19 protein-coding genes and 2 riboswitches are annotated in these 24,139 nt (G+C 65.2%); of the genes, 8 read left to right on the top strand and 11 right to left on the bottom strand.

Features of this window, described 5'->3' with window-relative positions:
- Positions 1-10 precede the first annotated feature (10 nt).
- The gene (gene pdxR, locus NFI08_RS11455; protein WP_108449670.1) at positions 11-1,504 is read right to left on the bottom strand and encodes a MocR-like pyridoxine biosynthesis transcription factor PdxR; all 1,494 of its coding nucleotides are present in this window, start codon (positions 1,502-1,504) and stop codon (positions 11-13) included.
- Between the two features lie 288 nt (positions 1,505-1,792).
- Here pdxR and NFI08_RS11450 point away from each other — a divergent pair, with 288 nt between their 5' ends.
- From NFI08_RS11450 to NFI08_RS11435, 4 genes are all read left to right on the top strand, one after another.
- Positions 1,793-2,881, top strand: a complete 1,089-nt coding sequence (locus NFI08_RS11450; RefSeq protein ID WP_240184288.1) for a TRAP transporter substrate-binding protein — start codon at positions 1,793-1,795, stop codon at positions 2,879-2,881.
- Positions 2,882-3,003: 122 nt separating this feature from the next.
- Positions 3,004-3,555 carry a TRAP transporter small permease gene (locus tag NFI08_RS11445; protein WP_213228486.1) on the top strand — a complete coding sequence of 184 codons (552 nt, stop codon included), beginning with the start codon at positions 3,004-3,006 and terminating at the stop codon, positions 3,553-3,555.
- A gap of 3 nt (positions 3,556-3,558) precedes the next feature.
- A complete protein-coding gene (locus NFI08_RS11440; RefSeq protein WP_349589477.1) occupies positions 3,559-4,899 on the top strand; it encodes a TRAP transporter large permease in 1,341 nt (446 codons plus the stop codon).
- Positions 4,900-4,982: 83 nt separating this feature from the next.
- Positions 4,983-5,465 carry a universal stress protein gene (locus NFI08_RS11435; RefSeq protein ID WP_162816514.1) on the top strand — a complete coding sequence of 161 codons (483 nt, stop codon included), beginning with the start codon at positions 4,983-4,985 and terminating at the stop codon, positions 5,463-5,465.
- Between the two features lie 107 nt (positions 5,466-5,572).
- Here NFI08_RS11435 and NFI08_RS11430 read toward each other — a convergent pair whose 3' ends face one another.
- The 4 genes from NFI08_RS11430 to NFI08_RS11415 form a co-directional block, all read right to left on the bottom strand.
- Entirely contained in the window at positions 5,573-6,346 is a 774-nt protein-coding gene (locus tag NFI08_RS11430) for an IclR family transcriptional regulator (RefSeq protein WP_108449666.1), read from the bottom strand.
- A 95-nt stretch (positions 6,347-6,441) separates the two neighbouring features.
- Positions 6,442-7,719 carry a TRAP transporter large permease gene (locus tag NFI08_RS11425; RefSeq protein ID WP_045991950.1) on the bottom strand — a complete coding sequence of 426 codons (1,278 nt, stop codon included), beginning with the start codon at positions 7,717-7,719 and terminating at the stop codon, positions 6,442-6,444.
- Positions 7,720-7,729: 10 nt separating this feature from the next.
- Entirely contained in the window at positions 7,730-8,317 is a 588-nt protein-coding gene (locus NFI08_RS11420; RefSeq protein ID WP_349589472.1) for a TRAP transporter small permease, read from the bottom strand.
- Positions 8,317-9,549: a TRAP transporter substrate-binding protein gene (locus NFI08_RS11415; RefSeq protein ID WP_197037057.1), complete on the bottom strand. Its 1,233-nt coding sequence runs from the start codon at positions 9,547-9,549 to the stop codon at positions 8,317-8,319. The genes NFI08_RS11420 and NFI08_RS11415 overlap by 1 nt, the downstream gene beginning before the upstream one ends.
- Positions 9,550-9,774: 225 nt before the next feature.
- On the opposite strand from NFI08_RS11415, the gene NFI08_RS11410 reads away from it, so the two are divergent.
- Together NFI08_RS11410 and NFI08_RS11405 are read left to right on the top strand one after the other, a co-directional pair.
- A complete protein-coding gene (locus NFI08_RS11410; RefSeq protein WP_349589469.1) occupies positions 9,775-11,406 on the top strand; it encodes a GMC family oxidoreductase in 1,632 nt (543 codons plus the stop codon).
- A 183-nt stretch (positions 11,407-11,589) separates the two neighbouring features.
- Entirely contained in the window at positions 11,590-12,639 is a 1,050-nt protein-coding gene (locus NFI08_RS11405; RefSeq protein ID WP_108131570.1) for a YeiH family protein, read from the top strand.
- A gap of 93 nt (positions 12,640-12,732) precedes the next feature.
- Here NFI08_RS11405 and pta read toward each other — a convergent pair whose 3' ends face one another.
- The 6 genes from pta to NFI08_RS11375 form a co-directional block, all read right to left on the bottom strand.
- On the bottom strand, positions 12,733-14,895 hold the full coding sequence (gene pta / locus NFI08_RS11400) for a phosphate acetyltransferase (RefSeq protein WP_349589465.1): 2,163 nt from the start codon (positions 14,893-14,895) through the stop codon (positions 12,733-12,735).
- Positions 14,892-16,106 (bottom strand): acetate/propionate family kinase, encoded by a 1,215-nt coding sequence (locus tag NFI08_RS11395; protein WP_349589462.1) that lies wholly within the window; start codon positions 16,104-16,106, stop codon positions 14,892-14,894. The genes pta and NFI08_RS11395 overlap by 4 nt, the downstream gene beginning before the upstream one ends.
- Positions 16,107-16,390: 284 nt before the next feature.
- Complete coding sequence (thiC, locus tag NFI08_RS11390; protein WP_349589459.1) at positions 16,391-18,343, bottom strand: phosphomethylpyrimidine synthase ThiC; 1,953 nt, start codon at positions 18,341-18,343, stop codon at positions 16,391-16,393.
- Between the two features lie 77 nt (positions 18,344-18,420).
- A riboswitch (TPP riboswitch) is annotated at positions 18,421-18,555 on the bottom strand.
- A 154-nt stretch (positions 18,556-18,709) separates the two neighbouring features.
- The gene (gene tenA, locus NFI08_RS11385; RefSeq protein ID WP_349589456.1) at positions 18,710-19,378 is read right to left on the bottom strand and encodes a thiaminase II; all 669 of its coding nucleotides are present in this window, start codon (positions 19,376-19,378) and stop codon (positions 18,710-18,712) included.
- Between the two features lie 81 nt (positions 19,379-19,459).
- A riboswitch (TPP riboswitch) is annotated at positions 19,460-19,612 on the bottom strand.
- Positions 19,613-19,675: 63 nt separating this feature from the next.
- Entirely contained in the window at positions 19,676-21,577 is a 1,902-nt protein-coding gene (gene mdoH / locus NFI08_RS11380; RefSeq protein ID WP_349589453.1) for a glucans biosynthesis glucosyltransferase MdoH, read from the bottom strand.
- Complete coding sequence (locus NFI08_RS11375) at positions 21,577-23,163, bottom strand: OpgD/OpgG family glucan biosynthesis protein (protein WP_349589450.1); 1,587 nt, start codon at positions 23,161-23,163, stop codon at positions 21,577-21,579. The genes mdoH and NFI08_RS11375 overlap by 1 nt, the downstream gene beginning before the upstream one ends.
- Before the next feature lie 351 nt (positions 23,164-23,514).
- Between NFI08_RS11375 and NFI08_RS11370 the strand changes: the two genes are divergently transcribed.
- Positions 23,515-23,769: an AbrB/MazE/SpoVT family DNA-binding domain-containing protein gene (locus tag NFI08_RS11370; protein ID WP_349589447.1), complete on the top strand. Its 255-nt coding sequence runs from the start codon at positions 23,515-23,517 to the stop codon at positions 23,767-23,769.
- Positions 23,766-24,107: a type II toxin-antitoxin system ChpB family toxin gene (locus NFI08_RS11365; RefSeq protein WP_349589445.1), complete on the top strand. Its 342-nt coding sequence runs from the start codon at positions 23,766-23,768 to the stop codon at positions 24,105-24,107. Before NFI08_RS11370 ends, NFI08_RS11365 begins: the two co-directional genes overlap by 4 nt.
- Positions 24,108-24,139 lie beyond the last annotated feature (32 nt).

Here is a 24,139-nt window from a genome sequence, read left to right as displayed (position 1 = left end):
CCTCCCGGATTCAGCTGGTGCGACGTGCCTGGGGCAGCAGGGCCGCCAGGCGTTCGATGCCGCGCTCGATGCGGGTCTCGTCGATGGCCGAGAAGCCGAGCCTCAGGGTGGGGCGATGCGCCGGGGTCAGGAAGTGCACCTCGCCGTTCTCGATCAGGATGCTGTGCTCCTCGGCCAGCCGTTTCAGCAGTGCCACGTCGGTGTCGGCGGGGGCCTCCAGCCAGAAGCAGGAGCCGCCGAAGGTGGAGCGGATACGCAGCTCGGGCAGGTGGGATGCGAGGGCGTCACGCATCAACAGCCAGCGGCGCTGGTAGGTCTGGCGAATCTGGCGCAGCAGGGCGTCGTGGTAGCCACGGTCGAGAAACAGCGCCACGCTGCGCTGGTTGTTGGTGGCGGGGTGGCGCAGCATCAGCCGGCGCAGGGCGCGCGCCTCGGCGATAAAGGCGGGGGGCGCCACCATGTAGCCGAGCCGAAGGCCCGGCGCCAGGGTCTTGGACAGGCTGCCCACGTAGATCACCCGGCCATCGCTATCGAGGCTCTTGAGTGCCGGCGTCGGGTTGTCGACGAAGTTGGTCTCGCTCTCGTAGTCGTCCTCGATGACCAGATAGTTGTTGGCGCTGGCGCTGTCGAGCAGGTCGCGGCGGCGCTGCATCGGCAGGGTCACGCCGGTGGGCGACTGGTGGCTCGGGGTGACGTAGGCCAGGTGGCAATCGGCCAGGCGCTGGTCGATCACCAGGCCCTGGTCGTCCACGTCCACCGCGACGATATCGTCGGTGAAAGTGCGGGCGATATTGACCATGTCGACGTAGCCAGGGTTCTCCATGGCGAAGCGTCGCCCCGACCCCAGGATCAGCATGGCGGTGATCCATAGCGCCTGCTGGGCGCCCACGGTTATCAGGATCTCCTCCGGTCGGGCCCAGACGCCACGGCGGGGCAGCAGTCGCTGGTGGATCTGTTCGATCAGCAGCGGGTCGTCTTCGCTCAGGTGATCTGCCGACCAGCGGCGGATGGCCGGCACGCTGACCGAGTCGCGGCTGCACTCCCGCCAGTGCTGGGTGGGAAACAGGTTGGGATCGATCTGGCCGTAGAGGAAGGGGTAGTCATAGTCGAGCCAGTTGGCCGGCTTGACGATGGTCGGCTGGCGCGAGGGTCGCATCGTCAACAGCTCGTCCCAGGGCGTCGCTGTGCCGGAGTGGGAGGTGGCGCTGGCGGCTGGGAGGGCGATGTCGGCCGGGGGCGTGACGCGTCCGGCGAGGATATCCGGATTGACGAAGTAGCCGCTGCGCTCCCGGGCGACCAGGTAGCCGTCGTCCAGCAGTTGCTCGTAGGCGATCATCACCGTGTTGCGGGCCACACCCAGCTCCTTGGCGAGCTTGCGGCTCGAAGGCAGCGCCTCACCGGTGGGCAGGTGCCCCTCGAGGATGGCGTGGGCGATCTGCTCGCGAAGCTGGCACTGAAGGCTTTCCTGACGCTTTGCGTCGAGTCGAAACAGGGGGGCGCTCATACCGACGACGGGTTCCCGGATGTTGGTTGTTGGACGAGTTCCGGCGTGGCCCAGGCCTGGCGGCCACGCCCGCCTACGATCTTACAGCGTCGACGTCTTGTCGAGGGCTCGCGGGTGCCTGGCCCAATCGATGTGGGGCCACTGGTCCTATGGCGTCGATGCTCGACGGGGGAGAGTGAGTCACATGGCGGGTCGGACCTGACGGCGCTCGCCAGCCAATGACGATCAAGATGTGACACCCGCAACAAGATTCCGCTTAAAGCGGCACAACAATGATGGGAGTTCCGCATGCACACCAAGTCCCCTTTTCTCCGTACCATGCCCCCGCGCAACATGACTCCTGCGGCTCTCGGCGCTGCCGCCTCGGCCCGGCGCTTCGGCCCACGCCCGCTGGTGGCGGCGGTCGCTCTGGCGCTGCTGGGCGCCGCTGGCTCGGCCCAGGCGGCAACCTGGAAGATGGCGCTGGGCGACGCCGCCGGTGGCACCCAGCACGAGATGGGACAGACCTTCGCCAAGTTGATCGAGGAAAAGTCCGGCGGCGACGTCAGCGTGGACCTGTTTCCCAACGGCCAGCTGGGCAGTGAGCAGGACACCGTCAACAACGCCAGCATGGGCCTGCTCGACCTGTCGGTACTGGCGATCAACAACATCACGCCGTTCTCGCCCACGGTCGGGGTGATGACGCTGCCCTACGTGATTCAGAGTCCCGAGGACGCCCGCACCCTGACCCAGGGCGAGATCGGCCAGGAGATGGTCGACAACACCATCCGTGACGCCGGCGTGCGGATACTGGGCTGGGCCTACTCCGGCTGTCGCCGTCTGACCAACTCGGCGAGGCCGGTGGCGAGCCCCGAGGATCTGGATGGCCTGGTCATCCGGGTGCCCAAGAACGAGATCATGATCTCCGCTTACCAGTCCTGGGGCGTCAACCCCAACCCGCTGGCCTGGTCGGAGACCTTTACCGCCCTGCAGCAGGGCGTCGTCGACGGCCAGGACAACCCCTACATCACCATCGACGCGATGAAGTTCTACGAGGTCCAGGATCACGTCACCGACAGCTGTTATGTGTTCTCCATGGAGCCGTTGATCATGGGTGAAGGCATGTTCCAGAGCCTGTCCGAGGAGCAGCAGCAGTGGGTACTGGAGGCCGCTCAGGAGGCCACCGATCACAGCTACGAGTATCTGCTGGCCCAGGAAGACGCGATCAAGACCCGGCTGGTGGAAGAGCACGGCATGGAGATCACCGAGCCCGCCGACGGCGAGCAGGCGTGGATCGAACAGGCCACCGCCATCTGGCCCGACTTCTACGACAGCATCGGCGGCAAGGCCAAGCTCGACGAGGCGCTCGCCGCGCTGGGACGTGAGCCAGCTCCCTGATCTGTCACGACATCGCTATCGTCTTGAACCCTCCCGGCGCCTGACTCCAGGCGCCAAGAATCATGGCACCGCCGGACGTCTGCCATTGGACGCCAGGTGGTGCCTGCTCAGAGGTCGTCGTGATGAATCGTCTATGGAAGCTCGTGGACAACCTCGAGAACTGGCTGTGCCAGCTGTTGCTGGTGACCTTCGTGGCGCTGCTGTTTGCCCAGATCATGCTGCGCAACCTGTTCAGCTATTCGCTGCCCTGGGCCGATGAGCTGGCTACCTACGCCTTCGTCTGGTTCGCCTACCTGGGGGCGGTCTACGCCGCCAAGAAGTCGGCCCATAACCGTGTCACCTTCCAGTTCCGTTTCTTCCCGCGCTGGGTGGAGCTGGCCTGCGGTGCGCTGACCGACCTGATCTGGATCGGCTTCAACCTGGTCTTCATCTGGCTCAGTTACGACTTCGTGTTCAACAAGATGAATACCTTCTGGAAGTCCCAGACCCTGGGCATCCCGATGAAGGTGTTCTACCTGATCCTGCCGCTGGCCTTTGTGCTGATGACCCTGCGCATCCTGCAGAACAACTACCTGCGCTTCGTCAAGCATCGCGAGCCCGTCGATCCCGAGGCCGAGGCCATCGCCGAGGCCAAGTCCTCGACGCTGTCGTCATCCAACGAGAAGGGAGACTGACCCATGGAGACGACCATCATCTACGTGCTGTTCGGCGTATTCTTTCTGCTGCTGGTGCTGGGCGCGCCGATCACGGTGTCGCTGGGGGTGGCCGCGCTTGCCACCTATCTGTCGCTGGGGGAGAACCCCATGGCCTTCGTGCAGATCGCCTTCACCTCGGTGGGGTCCTTTCCGCTGATGGCGCTGCCGGCCTTTATCCTCGCCGGGGCCTTGATGGAAGCCGCCGGCATCTCGCGACGCCTGGTGGATATCGCCGAGGCCTTCGCCGGGCCGGTGACCGGCGGTCTCGCCGCCGCCACGGTGTTCGCCTGCATGTTCTTCGGCGCGATTTCAGGCTCAGGGCCCGCCACCACCGCGGCGGTGGGCATGCTGATGATCCCGGCCATGGCCAACCGCGGCTATGATCGCGGCTATGGCTCTGCCATCACGGCGTCCTCCGGTGGCCTCGGCGTGGTGATACCGCCGTCCATTCCCATGGTCATCTTTGGTATCTCGGGGATGGGGCTGCAGCCACCGGCGGAGGCCGTGGCCGCTCACGGCGCCTTCCAGACGCTGTCGATTCCGAAGCTGTTCATCGCCGGCATCCTGCCCGGCATGGTGATCGCTGGCTGCCTGTTGACCGTCAACTACATCATCTCGCGCCGGCGCGGCTACAGCGGGCTGAGCGACAGCTGGTCCTGGGACACCATCGCCAGGAGTCTGAAGCGTGGCGTGTGGTCGATCCTGGCGCCGCTGATCATCCTCGGCGGTATCTACAGCGGTCTGTTCACGCCCACCGAGTCGGCCATCGTGGCCATCGCCTACACCCTGATCGTCGGCATCTTCCTGCACCGCGAGCTCAAGTGGAAGCCGGCGCTCAAGACTCTGGAGACCACCACCTGGATCACCGGACGGGTGCTGTTGATCCTGTTCACCGCCACGGTATTCGGCCGCTTGCTGGTCGAACAGCGGGTGCCGGCGGTGATCGCCGAGGGCATGCTGGGACTGACCGATAACCTGTACTTGATCTGGGCCATGGTTATCGCATTTCTGCTTTTTGTCGGCATGTTCATGGAAACCCTGGCGGCTATCATGATCCTGACGCCGGTATTGCTGCCGATCATGTACATGCTGGGCATGGACCCGGTGCACGTCGGTATCGTCGTCGTCTGTGCCCTGGCCATCGGTTTCCAGACGCCGCCCCTGGGGGAGAACCTGTTCGTGGCCTCGGGCATCGGCGGCGCCTCCATCGAGGAGATATCGGTCAAGGCGCTGCCGTTTGCCGCAAGCTCGGTGTTCGCGCTGTTCGTTATTGCATACTTTCCGGAAATATCGCTGTGGCTACCCCGTATGCTGGGGTATTGATTGCGCACCATCAGCGCACCGAAAAAAAGGCCGGGTGTCTCCGCATGTCGCGGCGACCCGGCCTCTCGCCAAGGAGTCACGCCATGCCTGTTTCGATCTCGCGTCTTCTCTGTTGCCTGGGGCTGAAGGACGATTGCCGCCAGGTGCTTGCCCACACCCTGACGCTGGCCCAGGCCACCGGGGCCGAGGTTCACGTGCTGCACGCGGTCAAGTCGCTGTCCGACGACGTCATGCATACCCTCAAGGCCAACATCGGTGAACGTGCCACCCTGGATGACCTGATGGAGCAGCGCCTGCGTCTGGCGCGTGAACGTCTCGACGAATTTGTTGAATCGTTCTGGAAAGAAAACGAAAGTTGCCTTCCTGGGCGTGAGATCGTTACCGCCAAGTCGGTGCTGGAGGGTTACCCGGCGTCGGAGATCACCCGCTATGCGGTGCGCCATGACTGCGGCATGATCATTGTAGCCACCAACAAGCGCGGCTTCGCCTCGTCCTATGCAGGCCGGGTGACCAAGGGCGTGATCAAGCGTGCCAGTGTGCCGGTGGTGGTGGTGCCACCGATGTAGCCACGAAGAACGTCAGTCTGGCTGGCCGAGCGTGTCCTGACCCGATCGGTCAGTCAGCGTACCTTGGCAATGCGTTCGTGCGTTCGTGCGTTCATGCGTTCGTATGCTCAGTGGTCGAAGGTATCCTGCAGCTGCCCTGCGATACGCCGCATCAAGGGTGCCCACTCCATCAGCGAGTCGATGCTGTGGCGCAGCCGGGGCGCGTGGATCGCCAGCGTCGCCTGGATGCGCCCGGTCTGGTCGTACACCGGCACGGCGATGGCCACCATGCCCTGGATGAACTCCTCGTCGTCGGTGCTCAGCTCCTTTTCGGCGATGTCCGCCAGGCGTCGCTCCAGGTCATCTGCCTCGGTGGCGGTGTAGGGGGTATAGGCCTCCAGCGGCAGGTGCTTGAGCAGCTGGCGGCGTTGGGCCGGCCCCATCAGCGCCAGAAACATCTTGCCGCTGGCGGTGCAGTGCAGCGGAAGACGCGAGCCCGGCGGCAGCTGTATGCGTACCGGCCAGTTGGTCTCCACCCGTTCGTAGTAGAGCACCTCGTGACCTTCCAGCAGGGTCAGGTTGCAGGTTTCGTTGACCTCTTCGGCCAGGCGCTTGAGCAGCATACGGCGCGGCGCCTTGAGGCTCTCGTTGGCGAGCACGCCCATGGCCATGCGGTGCAGTCGTTCGCCGGGAAGTAGATGCCGTCCTTCCACGTCGCGCACGATCAGATCCTGCTCCTCGAGTTGCTTGAGCAGGCGATGCAGGGTGGGCTTGGGAATGTCGAGCTGACGCTCCAGGTCCGAGGCGCTGACGCCGTGGATCGAGGTGGCGATGGTTTCCAGCAGTACCAAGCCTCGTTGCAGCGTCGAATTGGTCGTGGTCCGAGTGCTTGCTGTAGACATACGCGATCCTTGACGACGGAAAATGGTGGCAGGCACTCATGATAACGCGGCAAGCCCGGTGAGGCTTGCCGCGTGCTCCTGCTTGCCTGCCGGTGTTACAGGTTCACCAGCATCAGTGACAGCGCCGGCCACATCGAGATGGCGATCCAGCAACTGATCAGCGCAATGAAGTAGGGGATGACGAACTTCACCAGGCGCAGGTAGGGGATCCCGGTGATGCTCGAGGCCACGTAGAGGTTGAGGCCGAAGGGCGGGGTGACGAAGCCGATGGCGGCGCCGACCAGGAAGATCACCGCGAAGTGGATCGGGTCGACCCCGGCGTTCTGGGCGATGGGCGCCAGGATCGGTGCCAGGATGATGGTCACCGGCAGGCTCTCGAGGATCATCCCGGCCAGCAGGATCATCAGCATGCAGGCCCCCAGGATCACGTAGTAGTTGCCCAGACCACTGAGCAGGTCCTGCAGCGCCTGGCCCGCGCCCAGCACCGACAGCAGTTGCTGCATCACCACCGAGATCGCGATCAACGGCGCCAGCATGCCGGCGATCTGGCCCGAGCGCAGCATGATCGAGGGCAGTGCGGTGAAGCGGATCTCGCGGGTGATCAGAAGCCCCGCGATCAGGGTGAAGCCCACGGTGATGGCGGCGGCCTCGGTGGGCGAGAACTTGCCCGAATAGATACCGTAGATCACCACCCCGATGGTAGCGAAGCCGAGATAAGCGCGCCTGGCGAAGCGCGCGCTTTCGCCCGCCTTGAACGGAATCAGGGTACCCCAGCCGTGACGTCGCGCCACCAGGTGACAGGCCGCCATCATGCCGAACACCATCATCGCCCCGGGGATCATACCGGCGATGAACAGGTCGCTGATCGACAGGTTCATCATGAAGCCGTAGACGATAAAGATGATCGACGGCGGGATGATGATGCCGACGGTACCGCCGGAGGCGGCGGTGGCGGCGGAAAAGCGCTCGTCGTAGCCGTTCTTGACCATCTCCGGCTGCATGATCGAGCCGATGGTGGCGGTGGTGCCGGCGTTGGACCCGGAGATCGCCGCGAACAGGCCGCAGGCGCCGAGGGTGGCCATGCCCATGCCGCCACGCAGCCAGCCCAGTACCGAGTAGGCGAAGTCGGACAGTCGCTTGGCGATGCCGGCGGCGTTGATCAAGTCGCCGGTCAGGATGAACAGCGGCAGGGCCAGCAGGCCGAAGAAGCTCAGGCCCTGGAACAGGGTGACCCCGATATTGGCCAGGGTGAAGTCGATGATCAGGCTGGTGCCGACCACCCACAGGCCGATCACCAGGAAGATCGGTACCCCCAGCAGAAAGATGGTGGTGCAGCCCGCGGTGACCAGGCCGATAAGCATGCCGTCGGTCATGACGTCTCTCCTAGTCCATGATGGACGGTTGCAGGTTGAACGGCTCGCGGCGCCGGAAGCGTGCGATGTCGCTGGCCAGGTTCTGCAGCACCCGGAAGATGATCAGGGCCCAGGCCAGCGGCGTGGCCAGGTAGAACCACCACTGCATGACGTTGTCGGTGCCCGGCACGATGGCGAAGTTCATGTGCGCCAGTTCCACCTGGGCGATGGTGAAGTGGATGACCAGGGCGCCGAAGCCGATCCACAGCACGGCGTCGAGTACCTGGCAGGCGAACTGACCGGCGTAGGGCAGGCGCATGCGAATCTCGTTGAGCGACAGGTGGGTGCGCTGCTTGACGTTGAGTGAGGCGCCGAACCAGGTCAGCCACAGAAACAGCAGCACCGGAATGCTGGTGCTCCAGGGCGCCTGCAGGCTGAAGAAGAAGCGGCGGATGACCTCGACGAAGATGATGCCCGCCATGCCGCTGTAGGAGATCAGGATGATCACCTTCTCCAGATTGGCGTCGAGCCACTTGAGTGGCGAGAGCCAGGCGGGGGTCGGCCGATCGGCGACGTCGTTCGACGTCGCCTGGGCCGCGGTGGCCTTGTGATCGGTCATTACGCCCTCCACCAGCGCTTCGGCGCCACGTTGACCGCCGCCATCTCACGCGGGATCTCCCGGGCGATGGTGTGGATTTCCTTGTAGATGTCGACGTCGCCGGCCCAGGCATTGAGCCGCTCGCGCCACTGCTCCCAGGGCTCTGGGTTGAACTCGGGGGCGCACAGCTGCTCGGCCTGGGCACGGATCTCGTCGGACAGCGGGGCCACCCGCACGTTGTTCTCGGCGAACACGGTACCGGCGGCGGGGTGTTCGGTGGCGCCGACGATCTGGTAGCGGCCGGCCTCGTTCATGCCCTGTGTGAAGATCTGGGCGGCGTAGGCCGACTCCATCACCTGATCCTGCAGCTCGGCATCCAGCGCCTCGAACTTCGACAGGTTCATGGCGGTGTGCTCGGTACCGGCGAAGAAGCGCAGGTCGACCGCCTGGGACACCACCGGCGCCATGCCGGCATAGGCCACCGCGCTCATCCAGGTCTCGGCGCCGTCCAGCAGGCCCTGGCGCAGGCCGTCCAGGGTCTCTTCCCAGGCCACCGGCACCGGGTTGAGGCCAAGCTGTTCCATGGCGATGCGGCCAAGCTGGGTGCCGGTGACGCGGTTCTTGGTGCCCTGCAGCACCTCGAGGCTGTCCACCAGCGGCTTGTCGGCCCAGCTCTGGCCCATCATCAGCCCGCGCAGGTCGCAGTGGGTGAACAGGAACTGCAGGTTGTGGCGTTGGCGCATCGGCTCGCGCAGCAGGGCCTCGCTGCGAGGGTCGTAGAAGAAGTGAAACATCGAGGCGACGCTCGGGAACATGTAGGCGAAGTCCAGCACGTTCAGGTAGGGCGCGCCGCCGGCGGAATTCTGGGTCGAGGCCGAGAAGATGTCGACGATGCCCTGCTGGGCCTTGCTGACGCAATCGAGCTGGTTGCAGACCTCGTTGGAGCCCATGAACTCGACGCGGATGGCGCCGTTGGTGCGCTCCTCGACGTCACGGGCGAAGAACAGCTGCCCGGACTTCTGGATATCGAGATTGCGCTCGTTGAAGCCCGAGGCGCCAAAGCGCAGCTGGAACTTGGGTTCGGTCTGATAGCGGCGTTGCTGCTCGGCGTCGGCGGCTCGGGCCAGGCTCGAGGCGGTGAGGCCAGCGCCCAGACCACTGGCGGCCAGCAGCGTGGAGGTCATGCCGAAGCGACCCGAGATATTCAGGAAGTCGCGGCGCGACACGTCTGATGAGAAGAGGCGTGAACTCATGGAAGGCTCCCAGTCTTGTGTTTGGTGTAGGGATGCAGGGGAGTGCCGGGGCGTTCGCGCTTGGCGATCGTCGCCTGGCACCGGGCCCGACAAAGGGCCTTGACCACACCTTAGAAGTCTCTCGGGAATAGATCAATAAAAATGAGTTTTTTTGTCTCGATATTGATCTTTTGAGAAAACTGTCTAGCATAAATTGAGACAAAACGTCTCTATTGAGTGAGCGACATGACAACCACAACACCACCGCCAGAGGCTTTCGACTACATCATCGTGGGGGCGGGCTCCGCCGGCTGCGTGCTGGCCAACCGCCTGAGCGAGGATCCCAAGGTGTCGGTACTGCTGCTCGAGGCCGGCGGGTCCGACTGGAATCCGTGGATCCACGTGCCCGTGGGCTACTTCAAGACCATGCACAATCCGGCCACCGACTGGTGCTACCTCACCGATCCCGACGAGGGCATCGACGGTCGCCGGCTGCAGTGGCCCAGGGGCAAGGTGCTGGGAGGGTCAAGCTCGCTCAATGGGCTTCTGTACATCCGCGGTCAGCGCGAGGACTACGACGATTGGGCGCAGCTTGGCAACGACGGCTGGGACTACGACTCGGTGCTGCCCTACTTCAAGAAGTCGGAGTGCCAGGAGCGGGGCGCCGATGACTACCACGGTGCCGACGGCCCCTTGAAGGTCTCGGATCTGCGCCTGCGCCGCGAGATCGCCGAACGCTTCATCGAGGCGGCCAAGGCCTCGGGGATTCCCGAGAACCGCGACGTCAACGGGGCCAGGCAAGAAGGCGTGGGCTACTTCCAGCAGACCTCCTACAAGGGCTTTCGCTGCTCGACCGCCAAGGCGTTTCTGCGTCCGGCGCTCAAGCGCCCCAATCTCACCCTGGTCAAGCGTGCCCACTGTCAGCGGCTGCTGCTGGAGGGCAAGCGCGTGGTCGGGGTCGAGTACCGCCAGGGGCAGAGCACCCATCGGGCGAGCGCCAGGCTCGAGGTGCTGCTGTCCAGCGGCGCCATCGGCTCGCCGCAGATCCTGCAGTGCTCCGGCATCGGGGACCCCGACCACCTGGCCGAGGTCGGCGTCGACTGCCACCACGCACTACCGGGCGTCGGCGAGAATCTGCAGGACCATCTGCAGATCCGGCTGGTGTTCAAGACCTCCTGTCGCACCCTCAACGACGAGGTGCGTCATCCGCTGAGAAAGCTGGCGGTAGGCACCCAGTACGCCCTGACCCGCACCGGACCGCTGACCCTGGCGGCCAGTCAGGTGTGCATCTTCACCCAGTCGCGGGAGGGCCTGGATCGCCCGGATATCCAGTTCCACATGCAGCCGCTATCGGCGGACAAGCCGGCCGAAGGGGTGCATCCGTTCTCGGCCTTCACCTCCTCGGTGTGCCAGTTGCGTCCGACCAGCCGGGGGCGTATTCGCATCACCAGCGCCGACCCCGCCGTCTATCCCTCGATCCAGCCCAACTACCTGAGCACCGAAGAAGACTGTCGCGTGGCGGTGGACGCCATCAAGGTGGCGCGACGCATCGCCGAGCAGGCACCGCTTGCCGAGGTGATCACCGATGAATACGTGCCGGGGCGGGAGTATCAGAGCGACGAGCAATTGCTCGAGGCCGCCCGGCGCTACAGTCAGACCATCTACCACCCGGCGGGCACCTGCAAGATGGGCCACGACGACCTGGCGGTGGTCGATGACCGACTACGGGTGCACGGCCTCGAGGGACTGAGGGTGGTGGACGCCTCGATCATGCCGATCATCGTCTCGGGCAACACCAACGCCCCGACCATCATGATCGCCGAACGCGCGGCGGACATGATCAAGGCCGATCGCCGTGACCAGGCGCGCGTCGCCTGACGTGCAGCGCTGGAATCTCGACAGCGGATCGATGCCATCGGGGCCTGGCCTTACTCGAGGCCGCGCTCTGGCCCTAACGTCGCGGTAGCGGGCTGGGCCAGGATCAAATCAATAGCGCGTCATCGGCTGACCCGCTGAGCGCGCCCCCTGATACGCGAACAACGAATAAACGAGAGGACGCCCATGTCCCAGCCAACGACACACGCCAAGCCCGAGACGCCCGTGACCGGATGGCGTCGCCATCTGGAGCCCGCCCGGGAGCGCATGCCGGGGGTGCTGATCTGCATCACCATTGCCCTGGCCACCACCTTTATCGCCGATCACTACGGTGGCCCGACCCTGCTCTACGCACTGCTGTTCGGCATGACCCTGCACTTTCTCAGCGAGCAGGGCCCTTGCCTGGTGGGGGTGGAGTTTGCCGCCCGCACCATCCTCAGGCTGGGTGTTGCCCTGCTGGGTGTACGTATCACCCTGGAGCAGGTGGCGGAACTCGGTATCGGTCCTGTGGTGACGGTGGTCGCCGGGGTGGTGCTGACCATTCTGGCGGGAAGCGTGCTGGCGCGACTGCTGGGGCTGAAAAATGACCTGGGGCTGCTGACCGGCGGGTCGGTGGCGATCTGCGGCGCCTCGGCGGCGCTGGCACTGTCTGCGGCGATGCCGCGCAACGAGATCGCCGAGCGCAATACCATCCTGACCGTGGTTGGCGTGACGACGCTGTCCACCGCCGCCATGGTGCTCTACCCGCTGCTGGTCGGCGCGCTGGGACTGACCGACACCCAGGCCGGTATCTTTCTTGGTGGCACCATCCATGACGTCGCCCAGGTGGTCGGTGCCGGCTACATGATTTCCGACGAGACCGGCGATATCTCGACCTTCGTCAAGCTGTTGCGGGTCGCCATGCTGGTGCCGGCGGTAATGGTGTTCATGCTGCTGTTTCGCCGCGCCCGTGGCGGTGAAGGCGGCAAGGTGCCGATGTTCCCGAGCTTCCTGGTGGCCTTCGTGGTGCTGGTGCTGATCAACAGCCTTGGCGTGATCCCCCAGGTGATGGTCGAGGGCATGACCGACCTGTCGCGCTGGTGTCTGGTCACCGCCATCGCCGCACTCGGTATCAAGACCTCCTTCCAGAAGCTCGCCGTGGTCGGCTGGAAGCCCGTCATCTTGATGGTCGCCGAGACCGTCTTCCTGCTCGGACTGGTGCTGGTGTGCCTGTATACCGGCATCGCCGAGTGGTAGCGAGCGTTTTCGGGCTAAAGCCCACACAAATGCCAAGGCCCCGGTTCTCCGGGGCCTCGGCGTTTCTGACGGTCTGTGGCGCTGTGCTGGTCGTTACTGACCGGCCTGGATCGCGGTCAGCGCAATCGTATAGACGATATCCTCCACCAGGGCGCCCCGGGACAGGTCGTTGACCGGCTTGTTGAGGCCCTGAAGCATGGGGCCGATGCTGACCACCCGGGCGCTGCGCTGGACCGCCTTGTAGGTGGTGTTGCCGGTGTTCAGGTCGGGGAACACGAACACCGTGGCGCGGCCGGCCACCGGTGACTCCGGTGCCTTCTGCCGGGCCACGCTGGCGATGGCCGCCGCGTCGTACTGCAGCGGGCCGTCGATGGCCAGGTGTGGCGCCCGTTCTCTGGCGATGCGGGTGGCCTCGCGGACCTTGTCGACGTCGGCGCCGCTGCCGGATTCGCCGGTGGAGTAGCTGATCATGGCGACCCGCGGCTCGATACCGAAGGCTTCGGCGCTGGTGGCGCTCTGCAGGGCGATCTCGGCCAGCGCCTCGGCGTCGGGGTCGGGGTTGACCGCGCAGTCACCGTAGACCACCACCTGGTCGGGCAGCAACATGAAGAACACCGACGACACCTGGCCGTAACCGGGGGCGGTCTTGATCAGCTGAAAGGCCGGGCGCACGGTGTTGGCGGTGGTATGCACGGCGCCGGAGACCAGGCCGTCGACCTCGCCTTCGGCAAGCATCATGGTGCCCAGCACCACGCTGTCATGAAGCTGGGCCTCGGCGGTCAGCGGGGTCAGCTTGCCCCGTCGGCGCTCGACCATGGGCGCGACAAAACGACCACGCTCGGCGTCCGGGTCGAGGATCTGGAGGTCATCGGGCAGTTCCAGACCGCGCGCCTTGGCCACCTCGAGGATGGCGCGACGCTTGCCCAGCAGCACGCAGTTGGCGATGCCACGACGCTGGCACAGGATGGCCGCTTCCAGGGTGCGTGGCTCGTCGCCTTCGGGCAGCACGATTCGCCGACGCTTGTGCTGGGCCATGCTGACCAGTTGATGGCGGAAGGCCGCCGGAGACAGGCGGCGCTGGGCGTCGTCGTGAATCAGTGCCAGCAGCCAGTCACGATCCAGGTGATCGGCGACGAAGGCGCAGATGGCCTCGGCGCGCTCGTGATCATCCACCGGGATGCCGCCGGACATCTCGGTAAGCCGGGCCACGGTGGCGTAGCTGTCGGTGTCCACCGAGAGTACCGGCAGCCCCGAGGCCAGCGCCGGGCGACAGACATCGATCAGCTGCTGGCTGGGTGACTCGCCGTGGGTCAGCAGGAGGCCCGCCAGGGGCACGCCATTCATGGTGGCCAGGGCCGCCGCCAGCAGGGTGTCGTCGCGGTCCCCGGGGGACACGATCAGCTCGCCGGGACGCAGGGCGTAGAGCAGGTGCTCGGCGCTGCGGGCCCCCAGCGTCGAGTGGGCGACGCGGCGGCGATCGGCCTCGCCATGGTGCAGGATCCTGGCATCGAGGGCGCGGGCCACGTCTACCACTCGCGGTGCGGTCAGGGAGGCCCGGTAGGGCACCGCCGCGACCACCGGCAGGGTCAGATCGGCGCCGCTGGCGAGCTGCTGCTGCCAGTGCTGGCGATGGGCGCGGGCCTCGACCTCGCTGACCGAGGCCAGGGTCTGGTCGATGGCCGAGCCGTCGCCGTCCCCCGGCAGGCGCATCAGCATGGCACCCAGAGTACGGACCGAACCCACCGCGTCGATGCTCTGGCGATGGAACTGCAACTGCTTGGCCAGCTCCTGGGGATCGGCGATCTGGCCGTCGGCAACCAATACCACCTGGGCGTCGAGGGCACTGGCCAGGCGCACATTGAGGTCGAAGGCGTAGGCGTTTCGCGGCAGTGGGCGAACGCCCTCCACCACGATCAGCGCCGGTGCCTTGCCGGTGGCAGGGCGGGCGACGCGGGCGTGGCGCTCCACGGCGAGTTCCAGCAGACCATCGCGATCGTCGCGGCCGAGATACTGCTCCAGTGTCTGGCGAGAGATCGGACGCGGCGAACCTATGCCCAGGGTACTGGCCACCAGCGAGCGGGCGCGTTCGTCGTTGTCACTTGCCTGCTCGCCACCTTCGGACTGGCTGAAGGGCTGCAGAAAACCCGCGTCCAGCCCTAGCGTATCCAGTGCACGAAGCAGGCCGAGGCCGGCGGAGGTGAGGGCGACGCCGTCGTCGATGGGGATCAGCAGCAGCGTGCGGGACTGGGTGCTCACAGAACCTCCTCGAGCTTTGGCGTGGACGTCAGGCTCGCGATCAATTCCCGGGTCTGGCTGGCGATATAGCCTTCTTCGTCGGTGGGGATGACGCGGATCTCCGGCGCCGAGCTGGCGCCTCGGTCGTGGATCTGGCCTTCCTCGCCACGCGGGAGGCTCTCGTTGGCGTCACCGTCCAGGCGTACACCGAGGGCCTCCAGGTGGCCCAAGGTCCGGGCGCGCACCAGGGCAGAGTTTTCGCCGATGCCGCCGGTGAAGGCGATGCCGTCGATCCGGGGCAGGGCACAGGCCAGGCCCGCCAGGGACTTGGCCAGGCGGTAGCAGAACACCTCGATGGCCAGGCTCGCGCCGGCGTGACCTTCACTGGCGGCCTGTTCGAGCTCACGCATGTCATTGGTCAGCTCGGACAGCCCCAGCAGTCCGCTCTTCTGGTTGAGCAACTGATCGACGCCCTCCAGCGACATGCCCAGCTGGCGCGCCAGGTGCAGGTGCAGGCCGGGGTCGACGTCACCGCTGCGGGTGCCCATCACCAGGCCTTCCAGCGGGGTCATGCCCATGCTGGTGTCCAGGCTTCTGCCGGCCCATACCGCAGTAGCGGAGCAGCCATTGCCCAGGTGAGCGATCAGCCAGCCGCCCTCGCCACGGGAGCTGACCTCTGCCAGACGGCTGGCCACGTAGGCATGGCTCGAGCCGTGGAAGCCGTAGCGACGAATACCGTGTCGGCTGTAGAGCTCTTCGGGGATGGCGTAGCGATAGGCGTGGGGCGGTAGGGTCTGGTGGAATGCCGTGTCGAACACCGCCACCTGAGGCAACGCCTCGAACAGCCGGCGAGTGGCAACGATGCCGTCGAGGTTGGCTGGATTGTGCAAGGGGGCCAGGCTGATGGTCTGGCGAATGGTGCGCACCACGGCGTCGTCGAGCAGGGTGGCGGCGGTGAAGCGCTCACCGCCATGCACCACCCGGTGGCCGATACCGATGGGCCGGTGGACGTCAAGGTGCTCGAGGATGGTCTTGAGCGCCAGGGCATGAGTCGCACGGGGAAGCGAGATATCACGGGCGCTGCCGTGTTCGTCTGTCAGCTTGAGGCGAGCCTCGTGGCTGCCCAGGCGCTCGGCGATGCCGGACAGTCTGGGAGCCTCGGGTGCTTGTTCGATCAGCGCGAACTTGATCGAAGAGGAGCCGCAGTTGATCACCAGAATCGGGGCTTTCATGCCATCTCCAGAAAAGACGCCTTGGTGAGGCGAGAATGCGTGGGATGGCGGCGAATCTAGCACCGCCCCGGGGCGCGAATAATTGGCCTGGGGAGGTAGTCGAATGGCTTTGCTGGTGGATCCGACGAAGCCGTGATGAGCGTCAAGTGCATGAATCTTTGGATTAGACTTTTGTCTAACTTTGTGCGGCGGGACTAAGCCTGAGCGTACAAGACGTGGATCCCCGGGCAGTCGAACGCTGCCCGGGGATGCGCCGGGGAATGGCTTGTCTCAGACCTCCTTGTTCAAACCTCCTTGTACAGCTCAGCGCCTTGTTCACGGAAGACCCGGGCGCGCTCCTCCATGCCGGCCATGACGGCGTCGCCGTCACCCTCCAGGCCGTTGTCGCGGGCGTAGTCGCGGACCTCCTGGCTGATCTTCATGGAACAGAACTTGGGGCCGCACATGGAGCAGAAGTGGGCCACCTTGGCGGAGTCCTTGGGCAGCGTCTCGTCGTGATAGGCGCGGGCGGTGTCAGGGTCGAGGCCCAGGTTGAACTGGTCCTCCCAGCGGAACTCGAAACGCGCCTTGGACAGGGCGTTGTCGCGGCGCTGGGCGCCGGGATGCCCCTTGGCCAGGTCGGCGGCGTGGGCGGCAATCTTGTAGGTGATGATGCCGGTCTTGACGTCGTCCTTGTCGGGCAGGCCCAGGTGCTCCTTGGGGGTGACGTAGCACAGCATGGCGCAGCCGTACCAGCCGATCATCGCCGCTCCGATGCCAGAGGTGATGTGGTCGTAGCCCGGGGCGATATCGGTCACCAGTGGCCCAAGGGTATAGAAGGGCGCCTCGTCGCAGTACTCGAGCTGCTTGTCCATGTTCTCCTTGACCAGGTGCATGGGCACGTGGCCGGGGCCTTCGATCATCACCTGGACGTCGTGCTTCCAGGCGATATGGGTCAGCTCACCCAGGGTCTTGAGCTCCGCCATCTGGGCCTCGTCGTTGGCGTCGGCCACCGAGCCCGGGCGCAGGCCATCGCCCAGCGAGAAGGCCACGTCGTACTGCTTGCAGATCTCGCAGATTTCCTCGAAGTGGGTGTAGAGGAAGCTTTCTTGGTGATGGTAAAGGCACCACTTGGCCATGATCGAGCCACCGCGGGAGACGATGCCGGTGACCCGGTTGGCGGTCAGCGGCACGTAGCGCAGCAGCACGCCTGCGTGGATGGTGAAGTAGTCCACGCCCTGTTCGGCCTGCTCGATCAGGGTGTCGCGGAACACCTCCCAGGTGAGGTCCTCGGCCACGCCCTTGACCTTCTCCAGCGCCTGATAGAGCGGCACGGTGCCGATCGGTACCGGCGAGTTGCGGATGATCCACTCGCGGGTCTCGTGGATGTTCTGGCCAGTGGACAGATCCATGATGGTATCGGCGCCCCATCGGATGCCCCAGGTCATCTTCTCGACCTCTTGCTCGATGGAGGAGGTCACCGCCGAGTTGCCCAGATTGCCATTGATCTTCACCAGGAAGTTGCGCCCGATGATCATCGGCTCGGCTTCCGGGTGATTGATGTTGGCGGGGATGATGGCGCGCCCGGCGGCGACTTCCTGGCGCACGAACTCGGGGGTGATCTCCTCTGGCAGACGGGCGCCGAAGCCCTGCCCGGGATGCTGGTGGTCAAGGATGCGCTCGACCTCGTCGCTGCCTCGATAGCCATCGGCCAGGGCCTGTCGACGCTGGTTCTCGCGGATGGCGATGAACTCCATCTCCGGGGTGATGATGCCGCGGCGGGCGTAGTGCAGCTGGGTAACATTGCCGGCGCTGCCGTCGGCGCCACGACGTGCGCGGCGCGGCGTGCGGGTCAGTTCGAAACGCAGCGGGGCGAGCGTTGGGTCGTTGGCACGCCGGCGACCGTAGTCCGAGGTCGGGCCATCGAGCCATTCGGTGTCGTCGCGCTCCTCGATCCAGGGCCGGCGCAACTCGGCAAGCCCGCGGCGCAGGTCGACCTCGACCTGGGGATCGGTGTAGGGGCCGGAGGTGTCGTAGACCAAGAGCGGCGGGTTGGCCTCATCGGCCCCGGAGGTGCGGGTCGCTGACAGCGAAATCTCGCGAAACGGCACCCGCAGGTCGTCGCGGGAGCCCTTTACATAGACCTTGCGCGAACCCGGCAGGGGCGTAACCGCGGCCTGGTCGACCTGGGCGGTCTCGGCCAGGAAGTGCGCACTATGGCGGGGTTTGTTTGAGGAAACGGGTTGATCGAGCGGCATTGGCTTGTCCTTCTCACGGCACTGGGTGCTGGCGTTTGAGTGGGCATGGCGTGAGGAAGGAGGGGGCGTCGTGGCCGGGGCCGTGAGCGCTTGATCCCTACGCTGGTCCTCACCGCGATGCCATGGCATCGGGGTTACCCCCAGATCAGGTTCAACGGGTCCCATGCGCTGCATGATCTCAGCCGCCTCTTACGGCCCCCCGTCAAGCGTGGTGCTAGGGCTTGTCTGAAAAGTGCCTGCGCTCGGTAATACGGCGTTAAAAATCGGATCAAAATGCTCATTTACACCCCGTAAACTGCGCTTTCTCACCGATTTTTGCCTTGTCTAACCTTCGCTCGTCGACTTTTCGGACAGCGCCTAGTCGTGTTAGTCGCTTAGATCGAGTCCCATCTGCCAGAAGTCGATCTCGAGTCGTGTTGCGTCGGCGAAGATCCGTGACAGTCGCGCAAAGCGCTCGCCGGATACCTGGCCAAGCTGATCATCGAGCCAGGCCTGCTCCTGGCGTGCGGCGGCCTGGAAGTCGTCGCTTTCGTACATGGCGATCCAGGCGTCGAAGGGGTTGTCGGCACCGCGCAGGGTGTCCGGGCGGGCGTTGAGGTTTCGTGCGATATCGGCGTAGCCGACCATGCAGGGGGCCAGCGCCACGTGCAGGTCCAGGAGGTCGCCGCGGCTGCCGGCGTCCAGCACGTAGCGGGTATAGGCCAGGGTGGCGCGGGCTTCGGGCAGCTCGGCGAGTTCGGCCTCGCCGATGCCCCAGTCGCGGCAGAAGGCGAGATGCAGGCCGAGTTCCACGTCGAGGATGGTCTTCATGCCGTCGAAGGCGCCGCGCAGCTCGTCGAGGCTGTGGCTCTTGTAGGCCGCCAGGGCGTAGGCCCGGGAGAACTGCAGCAGAAACAGATAGTCCTGCTTCAGATAGTGACGGAAGCTGGCGTCGGCCAGTTCACCACGGCCAAGGGCGAGCACGAAGTCGTGTTCGATGTAGGCGTGCCAGTCATCGCGGCAGGCGTCGACAAGATCGGTAAAGCGGTAGCCCATGTTGCCTCCGGTTGTTGCGGATCCGGAGGGCGGCGGCAAAGGACACGGCGACGAGAAAGGAGGGAGGTGCGCGCGCAGGGGCTGGCACCACCGCCTGATTCCCTACGCCGGTTCAAGGTGTGAGGCCACACCGCACCCGGATCAGGTTCCACGGGATCGGCGCTGGCGGCCGGTGGTTCATCACCTGGCCCTGCGCCATCTCAGCCGGATTCACCGGCACCCCGTCAAGCGAGTCTGGATCGAGTCTAGCACGGCTTGCCGGGGTGTCCACCAGGGTGAAAGCGGGCGGGATCCGGCTCAGTCGATGGACTTCTCGCCGGAGACCTCCGGCGCCGATTCCGTGCCGTGCTCGCGAAAGGACTGCACCGGCATCTCGCGGGGGATTTCCCGTGGCGGCTCGGCCGGGGTGGCCGGCGGCGGTGGTGCCTCGGCGACGCGAAGCTCGCCTACCACCGCCGGGGGGTGGGTCTCGCTCGGGACCAGCAACAGGCCGGCGCGCCTCAGGGCCCGGCCGATGCTCAGGCTGGAGCTCCAGCGGACCAGCGGGGCGGCCATCACCAGGCCGAGCCACACCGGCGTCAGCCAGATGAAGAAGCTCGGGGTGAAGGCCCAGGTCACCAGCGCCCACAAGGCGCCGATCAGTGACCATAGCCAGGTGTGGCGAAAGGCTTCCTTCCAGGGCAGGGCGCGTCCCTCGCGGGACTGTGGATCCCAGGCCACGGTGCGGCCGCTCAGTACCTGAATCACGAAACGACTGTGGAACACCATCATCAAGGGCGCGATGAGCATGGCAAACAGCGTCTCCAGCAGCATGCTGGCGACGAGCCGGGCCCGTCCGCCGTAGGCCTGCGGGTTCTGGATCAGGCCCAGCACCAGCCCCAGCACCTTGGGCATCAGCAGCATGCCCAGGGTGCCGATCAGCAGCGGCATGATCAGGTTGGGCGGGGCGATCGGCCAGTCGGGAAACAGCTGCGAACTCGAGGTGAAGAAGTTGGTCGGCACCAACGCCCGGATCAGGGCGTCGATGGTGCTGATCACCAGGATCGCCAGCCACACCAGCGACGACAGGTAGGCGAGGGCACCGAAGAAGAAGTGCAGACGGCTGAGCACGTGCAGTCCGCGTCCGCCAAGCAGGCGCATATGCTGCAGGTTGCCCTGGACCCAGCGGCGGTCACGCTTGGCGTAGTCGAGGATATGGCTCGGCATTTCTTCGAAGCTGCCGCCCAGGTCGGTGCGCATGCGCACCTGCCAGCCGGCACGGCGCAGCAGCGCCGCCTCGACGAAGTCGTGGCTAAGGATATCGCCTCCCAGCGGCGGCTTGCCGGGCAGCTCCGGCAGGCCACAGGCATCGGTGAAGGCGTCCACGCGAATGATGGCGTTGTGGCCGAAGTAGTTGGCCGCGGTGGCGTGCCAGAAGCTCAGACCGCTGGCCAGCATCGGCGAATAGAGTGCAGCAGCGAACTGGTTGGCGCGGCCAAACAGGCTGTCCTGGCGCACCGGAATCGGCACCGTCTGCAACAGGCCAAGGCGCGGGTTGGCCATCATCTCGTCGATCAGCTCGATGACGGTCGTGCCGCTCATCAGGCTGTCGGCGTCGATCACCAGCATGTAGTCGTAGTGGCTGCCCCAGCGGGTGCAGAAGTCGCCCAGATTGCCTGCCTTGCGCCCGACGTTACTGTCACGGTGGCGGTAGTGCAGTTGGCAGTGGCCTTCCAGACGCTTCTGCAGCTCGGCCATGGCGGCCTTTTCCTCGGCCACCACCTCGTCGTCGGTGCTGTCGCTGAGCACGAAGGCTTCCACCTCGATGCCTTGCGGCAGGTCATCCAGATCCTTGCAGGTGGCCTCGAGTCCGGCGGCGACTCGCAGCACGTCCTCGTTGTGGATCGGCATCACCAGGGCGGTGCGGGAGTGGGAGCCTTCGGGCCGCATGGGATAGGAATGGCGCGGCTTCAGGCTCAGCGGGTCACGCCCGGTCAGGTTGAGCACGAAGCCGATCAGCGCGCTCCAGAAGGCCATGGTGATCCAGCCGAAGGTGATCGCGAACAGGCCGATGATCGCCATCTCGAGCGGACTGATGCCCTCCACGTAGAGGATCCTGAACATGGTCCAGACCCCCAGCGCCGTGGTGGCGGCAATGGCCAGGCCGACGCCAAGACGTCGCAGGCGTGGCCAGGGTACCTCGGGAGTATGGGCGTTCATCAGGGGCTCCAGATGCTGTTCCAGGTTTCGCTCAGGCGCTCGCCACGAAGCATGAGGGTCAGGCGGATATCAGCGGGCTGGTCGCCGTCGGGCAGCAGCGTGAAGCTGGCGCGCCAGGTGTCATCGTCCGGCAGCGGTGTGACCTTGGCCTCGGCGGTCTCGCCGCTGGAGGTGGTCAGCGTCATCTCGACCGGTTGGCTGGGGTCGAGTCCCGCGAGCTCACCGCCTCGGAAGTCGATGATGAACTGGCGCAGGCGCTCGTCGGGGGGGGCGCTCTGTCCCGGCACACCGCCCCAGCCCTGGCGCGAACGTACCACTCGAGCCAGCGGTTCGGCCGTGGGGGTGTCGCCGAAGGTCCAGGTACGGTAGCGGTAGGTGCGGGAGTCGCCGGCCATCAGCGGGGTGGCGGGCACCCAGTAGGCGGTGATGTTGTCGTGGGCCTCGCTGTCGGTGGGGATCTCCACCAGTTCGACATGGCCTTCACCCCACTCGCCCTGGGGTTCGACCCACTGACTGGGGCGACGCTCGTAGCGGGCCTCCATGTCCAGGTAGGCGTTGAAGTGCTGGGGCCGCTGGACCAGGCCATAGCCCTTGGGCGAGGTGTCCTGCAGCCCGGAGATCTGGAGGCTTTCGGGGTTTTCCAGCACGCGCCAGGTCCACTCGCCGGTGCTGGTGGCCATCAGCAGGCCGCTGGAGTCATGTACCCGGATGCGGTAGTCGTCCTCCTGGCGGCGATCCATCTCGCCATGCAGGAACATGCTGGTCAGCGGTGCGACGCCGAGCTTCTCGACGTCTTCCCTGGCAAACAGGCGTGCCTCGGTGTCGACCTGGGTGCGCTTGCCCGGGGTGATGTCGAAGCGGTAGGCGCCGGCCAGAGACGGGCTGTCCAGCAGCGCCAGCACCGTCATGTGGGTATCGCCGGGCTGCGGCTTGACCAGCCAGTATTCGCGAAAGGCGGGAAACTCCTCGCCCTGGGGCAGGGCGGTGTCGATGGCCAGGCCACGGGCCGACAGGCCGTAGCCCTGGTCGCGGCCGACCAGGCGGAAGTAGGACGCGCCCAGAAATACCGCGAACTCATCCTTGTAGTCGGCGCGGTTGAGCGGGTAGTGCAGGCGAAAGCCGGCATAGCCGAGCCCACTCAGGTCGAGCTCGGCGAGGTCGGCGGCATCGTCGTCGTAGCGAAAGCGCTCAGGCTCGAAGGGCAGCGAGCGTACCTCGCCATCCTCCAGCAGGTGGATATCCACCGGCTGGTCATACAGAAAGCCTGGGTGGAAGAGCTCCACCTCGAAATCGCCATCATCCTTCCACAGTGCCCGCTCATCGCGGTAGCGAATCTGTCGGTAGCGATCGTAGTCCATCTCGGTCAAGGCCTCGGGCAGCTCGGCCGAGGCCTCTTCATAGGGGGACGCGGCCAGTTCCTTGGCCCGGTTCGTGACCTGTTCGAACAGCGCGCCGGTCTCGACGGCCATGGCCGGCGTCGTCAATGCGGCGCTGGTGATGACGCCGACGAAGGCGAGCGCCAGGTTGCGCGAGCCAGGTCGCCGCCGTGCAAGGGTGTGTCGTGCTCGAGATATTGCCGTGTCCAAGTGCGCTCTCCTTGCGAGCGGACGAACGCCCGGTGGCTCGGGTTCGCCCGCTGGGGGTGTAGGGGATCCTTCTGCCGTTCACATCGATGGCATGTTCTATGCGACTTTCTATGCCACTTTCTATGCCAGATCGAGCCAGCCTTTAATCTAGCCTATTGGCCGAGACAAAAGTTGCAATAGATGTCATCGGAGTGCATTTGAGGATTTGTGCCAGTTCGGGTTCCGTGTCGCCGATTAGCGACGGCGTTGGGGTGGGCAGGTTACTGAGCGGTAACAGGCGAAGTTGACGCACGAGCTTGCGGTCGAGGCAGCGCGTATCTACTGTGTAGATACGTACAGGAGGGGAGTGATATGGAACTCAAGATTCAGAAGTGGGGCAATAGTGCCGCCATCAGGTTGCCAGTTGAATTGCTTCGACAGCTGGGCCTCAGCGATGGGGATTTGCTGGAAGTCGAGGAAACTTCCCACAGGTTGGTGTTGAAGCCTGTGGCGTCAAAGCCAAAGTATTCCCTGGAGGAATTGCTGGCACGCTGTGATCCCGAGGCTCCCGAGCCTGAAGACCTGGCAGGCTGGCAGGAAATGGCCCCGGTAGGGCGTGAAGAATGAAGCGTGACAAATATAGCCGTGGCGATATTGTGCGAGTTCCCCTCAATCCGACCGAAGGACGCGAGCAGCGAGGTGACTTTCGCCCTGCGCTAGTGTTGACGCCAATAGCTTTCAATCATTTTGGTACGGTGGTCGTGGCACCCATCACCCAAGGTGGCAACTTCGCGCGCTACGCAGGCTTTGCGGTACCTCTGAGCGGGACCCGTACGCAGGGGGTAGTGCTGGTCAATCAGATCAGGACTGTCGATCTTGAAGCGCGCGGAGCGCGCAGAGTTGAGTCTGCCCCGGATCACGTCGTCGATGATGCTTTAGCGCGTGTTCGTACGTTATTTGAATAGGCCGTGCTCGCAAATTCTTAGTGCTGGCATTG

Source organism: Halomonas sp. EF61 (genome assembly GCF_040147045.1).
GTDB lineage: Bacteria > Pseudomonadota > Gammaproteobacteria > Pseudomonadales > Halomonadaceae > Halomonas > Halomonas litopenaei.
Note: the sequence above shows the minus strand (reverse complement) of the source record. Positions and strands in the feature narration are given on the sequence as shown.

Bases quoted from the DNA above. Each gene is read 5' to 3' on its own strand.
- pdxR (WP_108449670.1), bottom strand. From the start codon at position 1,504: ATGAGCGCCCCCCTGTTTCGACTCGACGCAAAGCGTCAGGAAAGCCTT.
- NFI08_RS11450 (WP_240184288.1), top strand. From the start codon at position 1,793: ATGCACACCAAGTCCCCTTTTCTCCGTACCATGCCCCCGCGCAACATG.
- NFI08_RS11445 (WP_213228486.1), top strand. From the start codon at position 3,004: ATGAATCGTCTATGGAAGCTCGTGGACAACCTCGAGAACTGGCTGTGC.
- NFI08_RS11440 (WP_349589477.1), top strand. From the start codon at position 3,559: ATGGAGACGACCATCATCTACGTGCTGTTCGGCGTATTCTTTCTGCTG.
- NFI08_RS11435 (WP_162816514.1), top strand. From the start codon at position 4,983: ATGCCTGTTTCGATCTCGCGTCTTCTCTGTTGCCTGGGGCTGAAGGAC.
- NFI08_RS11430 (WP_108449666.1), bottom strand. From the start codon at position 6,346: ATGTCTACAGCAAGCACTCGGACCACGACCAATTCGACGCTGCAACGA.
- NFI08_RS11425 (WP_045991950.1), bottom strand. From the start codon at position 7,719: ATGACCGACGGCATGCTTATCGGCCTGGTCACCGCGGGCTGCACCACC.
- NFI08_RS11420 (WP_349589472.1), bottom strand. From the start codon at position 8,317: ATGACCGATCACAAGGCCACCGCGGCCCAGGCGACGTCGAACGACGTC.
- NFI08_RS11415 (WP_197037057.1), bottom strand. From the start codon at position 9,549: ATGAGTTCACGCCTCTTCTCATCAGACGTGTCGCGCCGCGACTTCCTG.
- NFI08_RS11410 (WP_349589469.1), top strand. From the start codon at position 9,775: ATGACAACCACAACACCACCGCCAGAGGCTTTCGACTACATCATCGTG.
- NFI08_RS11405 (WP_108131570.1), top strand. From the start codon at position 11,590: ATGTCCCAGCCAACGACACACGCCAAGCCCGAGACGCCCGTGACCGGA.
- NFI08_RS11395 (WP_349589462.1), bottom strand. From the start codon at position 16,106: ATGAAAGCCCCGATTCTGGTGATCAACTGCGGCTCCTCTTCGATCAAG.
- thiC (WP_349589459.1), bottom strand. From the start codon at position 18,343: ATGCCGCTCGATCAACCCGTTTCCTCAAACAAACCCCGCCATAGTGCG.
- tenA (WP_349589456.1), bottom strand. From the start codon at position 19,378: ATGGGCTACCGCTTTACCGATCTTGTCGACGCCTGCCGCGATGACTGG.
- mdoH (WP_349589453.1), bottom strand. From the start codon at position 21,577: ATGAACGCCCATACTCCCGAGGTACCCTGGCCACGCCTGCGACGTCTT.
- NFI08_RS11370 (WP_349589447.1), top strand. From the start codon at position 23,515: ATGGAACTCAAGATTCAGAAGTGGGGCAATAGTGCCGCCATCAGGTTG.
- NFI08_RS11365 (WP_349589445.1), top strand. From the start codon at position 23,766: ATGAAGCGTGACAAATATAGCCGTGGCGATATTGTGCGAGTTCCCCTC.